We start from the raw sequence: 14,562 nt of genomic DNA, 5'->3' as shown, positions 1-14,562 counted from the left end.
TGTCACTGTGGTCACTCTATGTCTTTATCGCGCAATCTTGTTTTTCTTGGTTTGTTATCTCTCACCGGTTGTTCAAATACTGCTTCTGTGACGAGCGAAACTATCAAATATGCCGTGCTGGGGGCTGATGATGTGACCGTCAGTGCCGAGCATGTCAATAAACTGCCTTATGCAAGCGCTTATCTGAAAATCGGTGATAACCCGCGGATCTTCGTGGTATTGGCTTATGTCAATGGAGATGAACTCTCTTGGCTGACAGCCGATCGGGTCATGATTATTACCCGCCACGGTCGTGTCATTAAAACTGTCGGTATGGAAAATGACCTGGTCATGAGCGAGAGTGGTTCTGCCGACCCACTGTCGATGGCTGCTACCTCATCTGCCAACTGGAGTGCCTTGTCAGAGTGGGAACAGCGCTATCTCAGCGGCTACCGTCTTGAAGGGAAGATGGTTCGTGCCGGACAGGATGAGCTGGATCTGGTGACGCGCCGAGTTTCAGCTACGCGTTTTGAAGAGACGGTTTCAATGTTCCCGGGGGGGAAATCCTGGACCAACGTTTTCTGGCGAGATCCGGTTAATGGACAGGTAGTAAAAATCCAGCAACATCTCGGCCCTGATCTGCCGGTCATTGAACTCACCATTTTGAAGCCATTCTCGTCATGAAAAAACTGACCCTATCTCTTTTATTGCTGTCCGGTGCTTGCTTCGCGGATACCAGTGTCAGCATTTACTATCAGGGGCATCTTCAAGATCCCATCACCTTGAGTGAAGGAGCGCGCCTTGACGCCTTGCTGAGACACAAGCAACTGTCATCACCCATCTATTGGCGCTCAGCCCAAATTACGACGCCGGCCCGTCAACATCAGTTTGAGCTCAAGCAAGCGGCGGTGATCCGTGAGTTGGAGAGTCTGGCGAGCATATGGCGTAGCGAAGGTGAGGCTAAACGTGCCTCTTCTGCAGCTCGTCTTGCACATCAACTCGAAGGCATCACCGTTACCGGCCGCTTGCCTGTGATAGTTGATCCTGACAATGCCCAGCGCTCCCCGCAGGATAACCCTCGCCTGGAAGGCAACTATCGACTGTTTGTTGCTGCTCGTCAGCCTCAGGTTGCCATGTTTGGCCTGATGGAAGCACTCCCCACGCTGCCTCTGACACCCGGTGCCGGTGTCGATGAATATTGGAAGCGTGATGCGCTGCTGGAGGGGGCCGACTCGGCTCATCTGCTGTTGATCCAGCCAACCGGTGATATCGAGATGGTCCCCGTTGCCGTCTGGAACAAGCTTCATCGTGAACCCATGGCGGGAGCTGCACTGCTGGTCGGGTTTGATCCTGACCTGTTGCCCTCTTCATTTACCGGAATAAATCAGCGGATCGCCGAGATAATTGCAAACAGGGTGCCTCATTAATGATTCCAAAACTTTCATATATTGCCCTGGCCGTCTCGACCGTTTGTGTTGCTGCACCCGGGGCGAATGATCCCTATGGCCCATCGCAAAGTGATTTCGGTGGCGCAGGTCTGCTGCAGATGCCCAGTGCCAGAATGGCCGCTGAAGGCGAGTTCAGTTTCAACTACATGGATAACGAAGAGTATCGACGCTGGTCGATCTCCATGCAGCCCTTTGACTGGTTTGAGGCCACACTGCGTTATACCGATGTCAGAACTCGCATGTATAGCCCTTATGAGGAGTTCAGCGGGGATCAGACTTATAAAGACAAGTCGATGGATTTTAAATTCCGACTTTGGCAAGAGTCTGATTACTTACCCCAAGTTTCATTGGGCTTCAGAGACCTGATGGGGACAGGTCTGTTCGATAGCGAGTACGTTGTTGCCAGCAAACGTTATGGCCCGTTTGATTTCACCCTTGGAATGGGTTGGGGCAATATGGCCGAGAGCGGCAATATCAAGAACCCCTTCTGTGAATATAAAGAGAGCTGGTGCCAGCGTAATGATGGCTATGCGGGCAACGGCGGCAAATTTGAGGTCGATAGTCTGTTCCATGGCCCGGCGGCCTTGTTTGGCGGTATCGAGTATCAGACACCATGGCGCCCTTTGCGTCTGAAACTGGAATATGACGGTAATGATTACAGCCGCGAGTATGCGGCCCGTAACAGCAAAGGCGGCTATGGAGCCTTGCCGCATAGTTCACCTGTCAACATCGGTGCCGTGTATCGTATTTTCGATAATATGGATACTCATCTCAGCTATCAGCGTGGGAATACCCTGATGTGGGGTATTACTATGCGGACCAACTTTAATGAGTTGCAGCAGGCCCATCTGGATGAGCCCCGGCCTGAGTATCAACCGGAAAAGAGTCCTGCCCAACTGGATGATGTCGATTGGGCTGCACTCAGTGCGCAGACGAAAAGCAATGCCGGATATCGTGATCTGGTCTGGTATGGCACGGACGATCGTGTTTTTGTCAGCGGTGAGCAGCTGAAGTATCGCAAGCCAGATGAAGCCGAAGATCGAATGTCATTATTGGCAGCGAATGCGTTGCCCGCTTCGGTTCACTCTCTGCACATCGTTGAGCAGAAGAAAGGGCTCGATATCCGTGAGACAGTAGTGGACATGGACTCTGTACGGTTGGCAAACAGTGACCTTCCATTGGGACAAGAGACTACTTATAAGTCGGATGTCATCGCAGCCAATGCACCGTCGGCACCTGTTCGACATGAAAGTCGCAGCTCGGCGCTGAATTACAGCGTGGATCCGGTGTTGAACCAGTCTGTTGGGGGGCCGGAGTCTTTCTACATGTATCAGCTTGGTCTCAACTTCAATGGTGATTGGCGGGTGACCGAGAAGAACTGGCTGGGGGGCACGGTATTTGTGAACCTGGCCAATAACTACGACAAGTTCAATTACAAGAATCCACCGCTGGACGGGGATGCTTTGCCCAGGGTGAGAACCTGGATCCGGGAGTATGTCAGTTCCTCCGATGTATTGCTTAACAACCTGCAAGCGACCCATTTCGAGCAGTTCTCACCTGAGTGATGGTCAGGCTTATGCCGGTTATCTGGAGATGATGTACGCCGGTGGTGGTGCCGAACTGCTGTATCGTCCTTTTGGTCGTTCATGGGCAATTGCGGCTGATGTGAACTGGGTCAAGCAACGGGATTGGAACAATACCTTGCGGATGGCCGATTACGATGTGGCAACAGGCCATGTGACCGGTTATTGGCAACTGCCCTATGTTGATGATGTGACTGCCCAGCTCTCTATTGGTCGTTATCTGGCAGGGGATGTCGGGGCGACACTGGATCTCTCCAAACGATTCTCATCCGGCGTGGTGGCAGGGGTGTTTGCAACGCTGACCGATGTGTCTGCTGATGAGTATGGAGAGGGGAGTTTCACTAAAGGTATCTATGTGACGATTCCCTTCGACTTGATGTTGCTGCGCCCGACAACCAGCAAAGGCTCAATTGGCTGGATGCCATTGACCAGAGATGGGGGGCAGATGCTGGCTAGAAAATACAGTCTTTACAGTTTGAGTAGCAACGCGTCATTTCCTGACTAATTAATGCTATAGCTTGAGTAAAGCGCTCTGAATATGGTTGTATTAAACACCATTTTTTCAGAGCGCTTTTTTTATGCCTACATTTCCATCCACCGGGTCATCAGTGCCATCAGCCCATCGGGAAAAGCGAGTGTTTTTTCTCTTTTGGGGGATAAGCATACTTTGGCTGGGACTTGGGATGCATTTTTTCATGCATAACCCGGGGGGAGCTGGTCTCTATCTTCCTTTCAACGCATGGGGATGGATATTTGCTTCTTTGATGATCTGTCTGGGATTGTGGCATATCACATCGAAAGGCGAATTGGTGTCCAGCACGCTCTTGCAAGTTTGGGGGGGCGCGATTGTATTGATGCTGCTACCCATGGCGTGGTCTGACGCCACCTTGCGTGATTACGCACTTCCTCGCCTCGGTGGTCTTGTCGGCGGCGGATTATTTATCTTCTCGCTCTATCAGTTCCGTCTTGCACCGAAGACGCGTCAACAGCTATTGACGCTTATGCTGGTCGCGATAGCTATCGAAATGACCTTGGGCCTGGTGCAGTATTACCTGCTAACACCGGGCAATTGGCTTGGCTATGACACCAAAGCAAACCGTCCCTATGGCATTTTTCAGCAACCCAACGTGATGGCCAGTTTTATGGCCACCGGTTTGTCTCTGGCTGCTTGGCTAAATACCCTCAACCAACATCGATGGCTGAAGGCACTTCAGGGTTATGTGATCGTTGGTTCAGTGGTATTGCTGATTGTTCTTCAATCCAGAGTTGGGCAACTGGGTGGAATATTGGCTTTGCTGATGATGCTTCCCTGGTTGAAGAGAAACCACGCTTTGAAGGTGACGCTTTCATGTGTCTTATTGGGCGTGCTGTTCGGACTCGCATCTCTGTATGGTGTGGAAGGGGTCAAGCGGGGTCTTTCTGTCTATCAGTCGGGGGGATATCGTACGATTTATTGGTCGTATGCATTGCACCTGCTGTCACAACATCCTTTTGCCGGATGGGGATATGGTTCTTTCGAATCTGTATTCCTGCATAACTATATGGCAGACAAGTTATTGAATCCGGCAATGCCACAGATTGAGTACAACCTTGATCATCCTCATAATGAGTTGCTCTATTGGGCTGTTGAAGGAGGGATCTTGCCTGTCATCGGGCTCTTGGTGATGGGCGCCGCTGTGATATGGCGTGTAGCGGGTCAATCCTGGTCGCATGGGTTGGCCTTATTGGCATTAGTCGTACCCATTGCACTTCATACCCAGGTCGAGTATCCCCTCTATCACTCCATTGCCCACTGGATTTTTTTATTGATGTTGGTCTGGTATATCGATGAAACCTGTGGGGCAGACGCGGCCAGAGGGATAGCCGTATACCATTACCCCCATAAGTTGTTGTTGCGCTTTCTGGCGGTTTCCATCCCCTTGTTTATCGTACCATTCATGTTGACTGCGCTTCATACTGCCTGGGTCGTCACCAAATACGAACGGGGTGGGTATAAGGAGCCATCATTGTTGCTGGATATTATTAATCCAATGGCTTGGTTGACGCGGGTTGAGTTTGATGTAAATGCGGTACGATTGATGGTGGGTTTACAGACTCAGAATAAGACCGAACTGGAAGCTTACCTGGCATGGGGGCAAGATTTTGTACGCCATACACCCAGAGCAAATATCTACGCGAACATGGTTGTTGCATTGAATGCGTTGGGGCGTCCTGACGAAGCTCGTAATTTAAGAGCCGAAGCGCTCCGTTGGTATCCAAAAGAACCATTGCTGATTGAGGCAACCTCTAAACCAATGGTCAATGGTGTGGATACGTTACCTACTGGAGCTGCCAACTAAGGCTTGGAAAATGGGATATGAGGCAATCATAGCGGCTTGTCTCTATCCCGTTATAGCTGTAGGAATGAACCAGTGGTTTCCGTGCAAAAGGTAAGGTAGAGGGGAAACACACCTTTAGTCGCGCGCCTTTTTCGTGTTCATTGAGTTGGTGTTAACTTGTTGTTTTTAAATGATTTAAATCCCTAGTGCGATCGGTTGGGTAATATGACGCATGGTCTTAATCTGCTCATGCCTGCGAGCAGGCATCGTTCTATTTTTTTATGCAGGTATTGCTCAGGAATCGTTTGACGCACCAGTTGCATTCTCTGAAAAATGTTGATGGCAATTACCCTGAACCTCATATTAATAGTTTCAGATGTGTATGTTCGATTTGGTGGTGATATCAAAAGAGATGTCTAGGCGAGATAGGTTTAATGGGTGAAAGCGTTAGTTTGTTGGCAAGTTTATTTTCATATTCTTTCCAAGTGTGCCCTGATAGTAAAAATTGCATGTAGTTATGAATTGTCCATGCTATTCTGAAACAGTTATCCCTGTAACCGACTTTTTTGTGAGGAAATAATGAACGAGTTTCTGAAAGTTCTGCTGAACATTCGCAGTCTGCGTGCGGCTATTCGTGAGCTGCCGTTTGAGCAACTGCTGGAAGCTAAAGAGAAGTTTGACCTGGTTTACCAAGAGCGCGCCGATTCTGTTGAACAGGAGCGTGCTGAACAGGAAGAGCGTCAGCGCAAGCTGAATGAATTCACCGAAATGCTGCAGCAGGCTGGTATTGATCCTCGCGAGCTGCTGGCGACTGCCGCTGCTCCGGCTGCTGCAACTGGCGCTGCCAAGAGCAAGCGTGCTCCGCGTCCGGCTAAATACAAGTACGAAGAAGATGGCCAGGAAAAAACCTGGACCGGTCAAGGCCGTATGCCGAAAGCCATTGCTGCTCAAGTAGCTCTGGGGAAAGACCTGAACGATTTCCTGATCTAATTCGTCAGGTTCAGAGATTGAATAATGCCGCCCTTGGGCGGCATTATTTTTGCCGTTTTACTCGTGGTTATCCAATCCACCTCTCCATCCAACTGTTATCAACATCCTCGCTTGTATCCTTTTTACCGTCGTTTCACCGCACTGTTACTTTGCTCAATATCACTCGCTGTTTGCGATTAATTTCGTCGTGCAGGATTAACTGCGTGATATCGCTATTTGTATGCGTCGTGCAGATATGCGCTTCGGATATGTCATCTCATGATTCACGGGGCGCAGCTCGGCAAGAGCCGACCTGAGCTCTCTGCTGCTGGAATATCCGGTAACCGTTATCTCTGGTCAGGGAGCGTGAGGTAGAGAGATAGCCGCAAGATATCGCCGAGATATTCAGGGTCGCCGATGTATGTAATTGGCTGCGCTGCCATACCTGCTCCTGATGATGGACAATGGAGTCCGGCTGCTGTGTGGGAGAGGGAATTCTGTGCGGTATATGGTGATGGCATTCCCCACTCTGCTGGCAGAGTGGGGAATGGCTGGGTGAAGCGCTATCAGGGCATCACGTTATCGCCGCCACCCAGGGCGCGATAGATTTTGGCGGTGGTGGTGAGCTGCTCTTTTTGCTGGGCCAGCAGGCTCTGCTGGGCATCCCACAGCCGGTTCTGCTCATCAAGCCAAGCCTGTACACCGGTCGCACCCGCCTGGAAGCGAGCCTTTGCCAGCCGTTCGGCCTCCCGGGCATAACTCAGCTGCTCCTGCAGATAATCGAGTCGCTGCTGGCCGTAGTGGCGGGCGGCCAGATTGTCTTCCACCTCCACCAGTGCGGTGTAGAGCTGTTTGCGAAACTCGGTTTCAGCAATCTGGTAATCCAGCTCTGAGCTTTCGTTGGCGAGCTGGGTGCGGTTGTATTCAAGGAAGGGGAGGGCAAGGCTGGCTCCCAGCGTACCGACCGGATTTTGCAGCACCTGCGCCAATCTATCGGATGCGGTGCTGGCACTGCCGGTCAGGGTCAGGCTGGGGTAGAAGCTGGTGCGGATCTCGTCCCCTTTTGCCAGCGTCTTGCGCAGCCGCAATTCGGCCGCTTTGACGTCGGGGCGGCGTGCCAGCACATCAGCCGGAATACCCACTGCAAGTTCAGGAATGGTCTGGGTTACAAGGGAAGCAGGTGCATACTCCAGCGGCCCGCTGCTGCGGCCCAGCAACAGACGCAGGGCATTGCGAGCCTGCTCCTGCTGCGCCTTGAGAGAGGCCAGCTCAGCCTGTTTTCCGGCCAACTGTTGGCGTGCCTGCGCCAGATCGAGCCGAGTGATGGCGCCTGCCTGGTATTTGGTCTGGGTCAGCTGTTCGGTACGGGTCAGGTTGGCCAGCTGCTGTTCCCCAAGGGTGATGGCAGAGCCGAGATAGCCGAGCTGCCAATACTGCTCCAGGGTATTGCCGATCAGCAGCAGTCGGGTGCTGGCGAGATCCTGCTCGCTTGCCGCCGCCTCCCAGCTTGCCTGATCTCGCACCGAGGCAAGCTTGCCCCACAAATCCACTTCGTAACTGAGGCTCAGCGAGGGGCCAAGGCTGTTAGTAGAGTTGCCACTTTTCAGATCCTTGTTGCCAGTTGCGCCTATGGAGCCATTGACCGAAGGCGTAAGGTTGGTATCGGCTTGCTCGGCGCCCAGTCGGGCGCTTTTGAGCTTTAGGGCCGCCACATGCATGTCCGGGTTGGCGGCCAGTACCGCCTCGACCAATTTGTCGAGTTGGGGATCATGAAATTCCCGCCACCAGGGGCCAGCCTGCGCAGCCAGTTGGGCGCCCTCTGCCTGTTGCCATGCAGGGGCGAGCGCCAGCTCGGGTCTTTGATAGGTGCTGTGCTGACTGCAGCCGCTGAGGGCCATGCAGAGAGCCAGCCAGGAGAGTTTGTGCATTGTTATTCCCTCGCCAGTGCGACAACAGGGTCGAGCCGCGCCGCATTGCGTGCCGGCAGGTAACCAAACAGGATCCCGATGAGTGACGAGCAGCCAAAGGCCATCAGGATGGAGAAGAGCGAGAACTGCATCTTGATGGAGTCCACCAGTAGTGAAAAGAGCGCGCCAATGCCGAGCGAGAGGCCAACGCCGAAGATCCCCCCCAGCAGGCTCACCATCACAGCTTCAATCAGGAATTGCTGCAGAATATCCGACTGGCGGGCGCCCACGGCCATGCGAATGCCGATCTCGCGGGTGCGCTCGACCACCGACACCAGCATGATGTTCATCACGCCCACCCCGCCGACGATCAGCGAGATCACCGCGATGGCCGAGACCATCAGGGTCATGGTGGCGGTGGTTTTCTCCACCGATTTGATGATGCTGTCGCTGCTAAAGGTGAAGAAATCCTTCACCCCGTGGCGCTTGGTGATCAGCTCGATCACCGCCTGCTCGGCCAGTGCCGGTTGTACCCCGTCTTTGACCCGGATGGTGATCTGGCTGAAGTGGTGCTGCGAGATGAGGCGACTCATCACCGCGCTGTAGGGTAGCCAGATATTGACCGACTGGCTGGTGGGGCCGAAGCCGGTCTCCTGCGAAACCACACCGATAATCCGCACCGGCAAGGTGCCGACCAGTACCACCTTGCCGACCGGATCCTCCTTGCCAAGAAGGCTGGTGATGCTCTTCTTGTCCACCACGGCAACAGCGGCACGTTGCTGGATATCTTGCCACTCCAGTAAGCGACCACTGACCAGCGTCATCCCCTTTACCTTGAAATAGTCGTTGCCGACCCCGGTCACATTGCCGCTGTTGGTCTTGTTGCGATAGCGCAACTGGCCTGAGTTGCCGATCTCGGGGCTGGCGCCTGCAAGATAGGGTTGCCCCAACAGGGCATCGAGATCCCCCTTGTTGAGGGTCTGGATGCTGGCCATCTTCTCATCGCCCCATCCCTTGCCCGGGAAGATTTCGATGGTGTTGGTGCCCATCGCATTGATCTGGTCGATCACCTTGGCGCGCGCCCCTTGCCCCAGCGCCACCACGCTCACTACGGCAGCGATGCCGATGATGATGCCGAGCATGGTGAGGAAGGTGCGCATCCGGTGGGCGAGCATGGCATGCATCGCCATCCGTCCCGCTTCCCGATAACGATCCCAATCGTGGCCCATGGCACCTTTAGTAGTGGGCACTATTTTTTGAGGGGCTGTGGTTGTGGCGGTGGCTGGAGCCAACACGGCCGTTTGGCAGGGGCCGCTATCTTGTTCAATCCGACCATCTTTGAGAGTGATGATCCGGTCGGCATGGCTGGCCACGTTCATATCGTGAGTGACCAGAATGATGGTGTGGCCCTGAGCGTGCAGCTCCTTGAGGATCGCCATCACCTCCTTGCCGCTCTGGCTATCCAGTGCGCCGGTCGGTTCATCGGCGAGGATTACTTCGCCGCCATTGGCCAGCGCCCGGGCGATGCTGACCCGCTGCTGCTGACCGCCGGAGAGCTGGCCCGGGGTATGGTGGCTGCGATCGGCCAGACCCAGTCTGCCCAGCAGCTGACGCGCGCGCGCCTGGCGATCCGGACGGCTGGTGCCGGCATAGACGGCCGGGATCTCCACGTTGGCGGCGGCATCGAGATGGGGCAGCAGGTGGTAGCGTTGAAAGATAAAACCGAAGTGGTGGCAGCGCAGTCGGGCCAGCGCCAACGCATCCATGGTGGCGGTGTCCTGACCGCGAAACAGATACTGACCGCTGCTAGGGCTATCGAGACAACCCAGCAGGTTCATCAGGGTCGATTTGCCGGAGCCGGATGCGCCGACAATGGCGATCATCTCTCCTGCCGAGATGGTGAGATCAAGAGGGTGGAGCACGGTGACTTCGCTGTCGCCGCTCTGGTAGCGTCGCTCGACCCCTTTCAGCTGGATCAACGGCAGCGGGTTCAGGGGCTCACTCATAGAATCACCGCCATCTCATCATTGTCGACGGGGGCGCCGTGATTGAGCTGCACCTCCTCCTTCTCGCTCAGCCCGCTGATCACCTCAATGCGGATCTCGTCCTTCATACCTGTCTTGATATGACGGGTTTCGGTCGTTTCATCGTCCTTGATCACGGTGACTTCATACTCGTTGTCACCCAGCGACTTGCCAAGGGCGGTCTGCGGCACAGTGAGTACCTGCTTGCGCTCGCCGAGCACTATGGTCACCTGGGTGGTCATTGACACCCGCAGGGTATGGTCGGGATTGGGCACATCGAACAGGGCGTAGTAGTAGACGGCCGCATTGCTGGTGGTGGTGCCGGTGGTGGCCTGCTCGTTGATGTTGGTAGGCGCTAACTCCACGGCGCGAAGCGTGCCCTGATAGCGGGTATCCGGATCGCCGATCAGGGTGAAGTAGACCGGCATACCGGCTTTGACCTTGGTGACATCGGCTTCGGAGATCTGCGCCTTGACCGTCATGGTCTCGAGGTTGGCCAGCTTGAGCACGGTCGGCACCGTCTGGCTGGCAGCCAGGGTCTGGCCCTGACGGGTCACAATGCTGATGACTGTGCCATCCATCGGCGCCAGGATCTTGGTGTAGCCCAGCTCGGTTCTGGCCCGATCAACCTTGATCAGGGCGCTGTCGATATTGGCCTGACTGTTTTGCAGTTCGGCGCGGGTGACTGCCAGCAGTGCCTCGGCGCTCTCCAGATCGGCCCGTGAGCTCGCCTCCTGCTTGAACATCTGCTGCTGACGCCGCCAAGCGAGCTCGTTCTGTTTGAGTTGCGCCTGCTTAATCTTGAGCTGGGCGCGGTTGCTGGCAAGTTCCGCCTCGGCCGTCTTGAGGTTGTTCTGGGCAATCAAGGGATCGATCTCGGCCAGCAGGTCTCCCTGTTTGACCTGATCACCGGCCTCGACGGCCAGCTTGGTAACCTGACCGGAGACCTGGGCCCCCACATCCACCTGCTCCACGGCCTGCAGCACGCCACTGGCCAGTACGGTCTGGGCGATATCCTCGCGGGTCACCTGAGCGGTCAGCATCGCCTTGGGTGGTTGACTGGGCCAGAGCAGCCAGCCGAGGAGCACCACGGCGATCAGAATTGTGATGGCCAGGGTTCTCTGCTTGGGGGTTATGTTCATCGATCACCTGAATGGAAACGGAAAAGGTTGTGCGCGGCGATTATCCTGCAGCAAAGCCCCGATAAATAACAGCCGCAAATATGTAAGCAAAGTTATGGCGTTAACTGTCAATAAGCCGTGAAAGGAGTAAGCGAGAGACCGCAGTGGTGAGCAAGATGGTCAGCAAGAGGATGGGGGGGCGACTGGCGGTGGCGATGAAAAAGCCCTGCGCAGAGGCAGGGCTTTGGAATAGGTTATGGCGAGGGAGGATCAGGCCTTGGCCAGCAGATCCATCACCCAGGGCAGACCCTGCTTCTTGCGGCTGACAAAGCCCGGGTGGTAGCTGGACTCTGCCGGTACTTTGGCGTGCTCGGTAAAGTAGATACGGCTAGCTGCCGCAGTCAGGTCTGTTACCATCAGCACGAAGAAGTCGAGCCCTTCGCTCGCCACGCGCTGGGCCATCTCCTGCTGCAGGGCTGGCAGGTGCTCGGCCAGTTGCTGTTCGCTGCCCACTTCGATCTGGCTCATGATGAAGTTCAGACCTTCGGCCTGGAATGCTTTCTCATCCTGCTGCAGCAACTGCGCAGGAGTGAGGCCGCTCAGGTCGGTTTTTGCCATCAGCAGCTGTTGACTGAACTCGGCCAGTGATACTTCGGCCAGCGGTGCCAGACGCTCACAGGCGAGCTTGTCCTGCTCGGTGGTGGTCGGCGAGGTGAGACAGAGGGTGTCGCTCATGATGGCGCCCAGCATCAGGCGAGCCTGGCTGCGGGTAACGGCACCTTGTTGGCTCAGCAGATCAAAAGCGATGGTGCAGGTGCAGCCAACGGCACGGATCCAGGCATCCAGCGGAGATTGGGTGACCAGAGTGCCGAGACGGTGGTGATCCACCAGACCCAATACATTGGCTTGTGCCAGTGTGGCGGGGCCCTGTTCCAGATCACTGAAATCCACCAGCCAGACATCTTCACCGGTCAGATCTTTGGTCAGCAACTCGGGTTCGCTGACGCCTGCCTGCTCCAGAATAAAACGGGTTTCGGTGCGCAGGTCACCCAGACGCCATGGGGTGGCCTGACGGCCCTGGCCATTGAGCCAGTCGGTGATAACCAGCGCACTGCAGATACTGTCGCTATCAGGATTCTTGTGACCAAAAACGTGGATCATAGACAAAGCCTCACAATTGGATACCCATAAAGGGGGGCAACACTATGCGAAATCCGCCACATGAAGGCAACCGGATCCACGCCCATGTTGCTGCCAGCTTCGCCTAACTCGCCATTTTATTGATCTGGGTCGGTAATCCTGACGCGAGTTCAGTTATCACAGTTGGCTATTGGCTATTGGCTATTGGCTATTGGCTATTGGCTATTGGCTATTGGCTATTGCTGACTGTGAAGGCCATGGCACTCGTCCGTACCTGCGCAGTCAGCATGTTCTGTCAGCTCTGTCAGCTCTGTCAGCTCTGTCAGCCCTGTCAGTCGCCATCGCTGCAAATCGGCGTTTTGGCCTGATTCAACGGCGCAGCAGCTCGCGAGCATTGGCCAGGGTGTTGTCGGTGATCTGGTCGCCACCGAGCAGGCGTGCCAACTCATTGAGACGTGCATTCTGGTCGAGCGCATCCATCCGGGTTTCGGTGGTTTTGCCATCGGTATGTTTGCTCACCACCATATGCTGGTGGCCGTTGCCTGCCACCTGAGGCAAGTGAGTGACCACCATCACCTGAGTGGACTCCCCGAGCTGGCGCAGCAGGCGACCTACCACGGCGGCGGTTGGGCCGCTGATCCCCACATCCACTTCGTCGAAAATCAGGGTCGGGGTGGAGATCTTGCGAGCACTGATCACCACGATGGCGAGGCTGATGCGCGACAGCTCACCGCCTGAGGCCACCTTGCCAAGCGGCTGGATCGGTTGGCCCGGGTTGGTGGTGACCATAAATTCGACCCGATCGATACCCAGTGGTGACAGGCTGCTCTGGGCATCGGGGCGCACTTCGATGGCAAAGCGGCCATCGGGCATCGCCAGTTCGTGCATGCTGCTGGTCACCTTGGCGCCCAGCTCCTGGGCGTAACGCTGACGGCTCTGACTCAGGGCTTCGGCGGCCTGGACAAAAGCCTGACGGGCCTCGGCCAGCTCATCTTCCATCCCCTCTAACCGCTCTTCATCGGAGTTGAGGCGAGCAAGATCAGAGGCCAGCTCCTGATGGTACTGAGCCAGATCTGCCGGTTTGACATGGTGCTTGCGGGCCAGATTGATCGCCTTGGAGAGGCGGGCCTCCAGCTCGTTAAAACGCTCGGGATCCAGTTCCAGCCGATCGAGATAGCTGCGCAGCTCGCTGTGGCTCTCCTGCACCCCGATCAGTGCTTCGTTCAGCATCTCCAGTACCGGGGTGAGGCGGCTGTCCATGCTGACCAGCCCCTCGGCCCGATCGACGGCTGATTGCAGCAGCCCTGCGATAGTGGTCTCTTCGTTGTCATAGAGCAGGTCGAGGCAAGCCCCGCACTCCTGCATCAGCTCGGTGCCGTTGGCCAGACGCTGGTGCTCCTCCTCTATCTCTTCAAACTCCCCCGGTTGCAGGGCAAATTCGTCCAGCTCCTGCACCTGATACTCGATCAGCTGGCGGCGGGCCTCCCGCTGCTGCTGCTCGGCTTTGAGCCGGTTCAGTTCGTTTTGCAGTTGGCGCCACTGCTGATAGTGCTGGCGCACCTCGTCGAGCAGCAGATGGTGACCGGCATAGCCGTCGAGCAGGGCGAGCTGGTAGTCAGGCTTGAGCAGCATCTGGTGGGCATGCTGACCGTGTACGTTGACCAGCAGCTGGCCCAGATTCTTGAGCTGGGTGAGGGGTACAGGCACGCCGTTGATATAGCTGCGTGAGCGCCCCTCGGCGGAGATGACTCGCCGCACGATACACTCACCTTCATTTTCCAGCTCGTTGGTGGCGAGCCAGGCGCGGGCAGCCGGGTTGTTGTCCAGCAGGAAGCGGGCGCTGACCTCGCTTTTATCGCTATCGGGTCGCACCATGCCCGCTTCGGCCCGCTCTCCGAGGCAGAGACCGAGAGCATCGATGGCGATGGATTTACCGGCACCGGTCTCACCTGTGATGCAGGTCATGCCCGGTTGCAGATCGAGTTCGAGAAACTTGACGATGGCGAAGTTGTTGACGGTCAGCTGGGTCAGCATGGTCTCATCCTGTATAGGTCAACATTACTGTGTATGTAT

The 14,562-nt window shown here is 55.6% G+C and carries 11 protein-coding genes; 6 read left to right on the top strand and 5 right to left on the bottom strand.

The window, feature by feature from the left end; genetic code table 11:
* Window positions 1-18 precede the first annotated feature (18 nt).
* The 6 genes from ACTG1P_RS06240 (at window position 19) to ACTG1P_RS06215 (ending at window position 6,318) form a co-directional block, all read left to right on the top strand.
* On the top strand, window positions 19-663 hold the full coding sequence (locus ACTG1P_RS06240) for a YjbF family lipoprotein (RefSeq protein ID WP_440000780.1): 645 nt from the start codon (window positions 19-21) through the stop codon (window positions 661-663).
* Window positions 660-1,406 (top strand): capsule biosynthesis GfcC family protein, encoded by a 747-nt coding sequence (locus tag ACTG1P_RS06235; protein WP_440000779.1) that lies wholly within the window; start codon window positions 660-662, stop codon window positions 1,404-1,406. Before ACTG1P_RS06240 ends, ACTG1P_RS06235 begins: the two co-directional genes overlap by 4 nt.
* The gene (locus ACTG1P_RS06230) at window positions 1,406-2,992 is read left to right on the top strand and encodes a YjbH domain-containing protein (protein WP_440000778.1); all 1,587 of its coding nucleotides are present in this window, start codon (window positions 1,406-1,408) and stop codon (window positions 2,990-2,992) included. Before ACTG1P_RS06235 ends, ACTG1P_RS06230 begins: the two co-directional genes overlap by 1 nt.
* 28 nt (window positions 2,993-3,020) lie before the next feature.
* Window positions 3,021-3,515, top strand: a complete 495-nt coding sequence (locus tag ACTG1P_RS06225) for a YjbH domain-containing protein (protein WP_440000777.1) — start codon at window positions 3,021-3,023, stop codon at window positions 3,513-3,515.
* 190 nt (window positions 3,516-3,705) lie between these two features.
* A complete protein-coding gene (locus tag ACTG1P_RS06220) occupies window positions 3,706-5,349 on the top strand; it encodes a Wzy polymerase domain-containing protein (protein WP_440002285.1) in 1,644 nt (547 codons plus the stop codon).
* A gap of 558 nt (window positions 5,350-5,907) precedes the next feature.
* Window positions 5,908-6,318, top strand: a complete 411-nt coding sequence (locus ACTG1P_RS06215; RefSeq protein ID WP_005344269.1) for an H-NS family histone-like protein — start codon at window positions 5,908-5,910, stop codon at window positions 6,316-6,318.
* A gap of 545 nt (window positions 6,319-6,863) precedes the next feature.
* Here ACTG1P_RS06215 and ACTG1P_RS06210 read toward each other — a convergent pair.
* The 5 genes from ACTG1P_RS06210 to recN form a co-directional block, all read right to left on the bottom strand.
* Entirely contained in the window at window positions 6,864-8,225 is a 1,362-nt protein-coding gene (locus ACTG1P_RS06210; RefSeq protein WP_440000776.1) for an efflux transporter outer membrane subunit, read from the bottom strand.
* Window positions 8,226-8,227: 2 nt separating this feature from the next.
* Window positions 8,228-10,210: a MacB family efflux pump subunit gene (locus ACTG1P_RS06205; RefSeq protein WP_440000775.1), complete on the bottom strand. Its 1,983-nt coding sequence runs from the start codon at window positions 10,208-10,210 to the stop codon at window positions 8,228-8,230.
* Window positions 10,207-11,370, bottom strand: a complete 1,164-nt coding sequence (gene macA / locus ACTG1P_RS06200; protein WP_440000774.1) for a macrolide transporter subunit MacA — start codon at window positions 11,368-11,370, stop codon at window positions 10,207-10,209. Before macA ends, ACTG1P_RS06205 begins: the two co-directional genes overlap by 4 nt.
* A gap of 249 nt (window positions 11,371-11,619) precedes the next feature.
* Window positions 11,620-12,510: a manganese-dependent inorganic pyrophosphatase gene (locus ACTG1P_RS06195; protein ID WP_440000773.1), complete on the bottom strand. Its 891-nt coding sequence runs from the start codon at window positions 12,508-12,510 to the stop codon at window positions 11,620-11,622.
* Between the two features lie 348 nt (window positions 12,511-12,858).
* Window positions 12,859-14,523 (bottom strand): DNA repair protein RecN, encoded by a 1,665-nt coding sequence (recN, locus tag ACTG1P_RS06190; RefSeq protein ID WP_058057368.1) that lies wholly within the window; start codon window positions 14,521-14,523, stop codon window positions 12,859-12,861.
* Between the last annotated feature and the right edge of the window lie 39 nt (window positions 14,524-14,562).

This window comes from Aeromonas sp. 11P (genome assembly GCF_051920165.1).
In the GTDB taxonomy this organism is placed as follows: Bacteria; Pseudomonadota; Gammaproteobacteria; order Enterobacterales; family Aeromonadaceae; genus Aeromonas; species Aeromonas veronii.
Note: the sequence above shows the minus strand (reverse complement) of the source record. Positions and strands in the feature narration are given on the sequence as shown.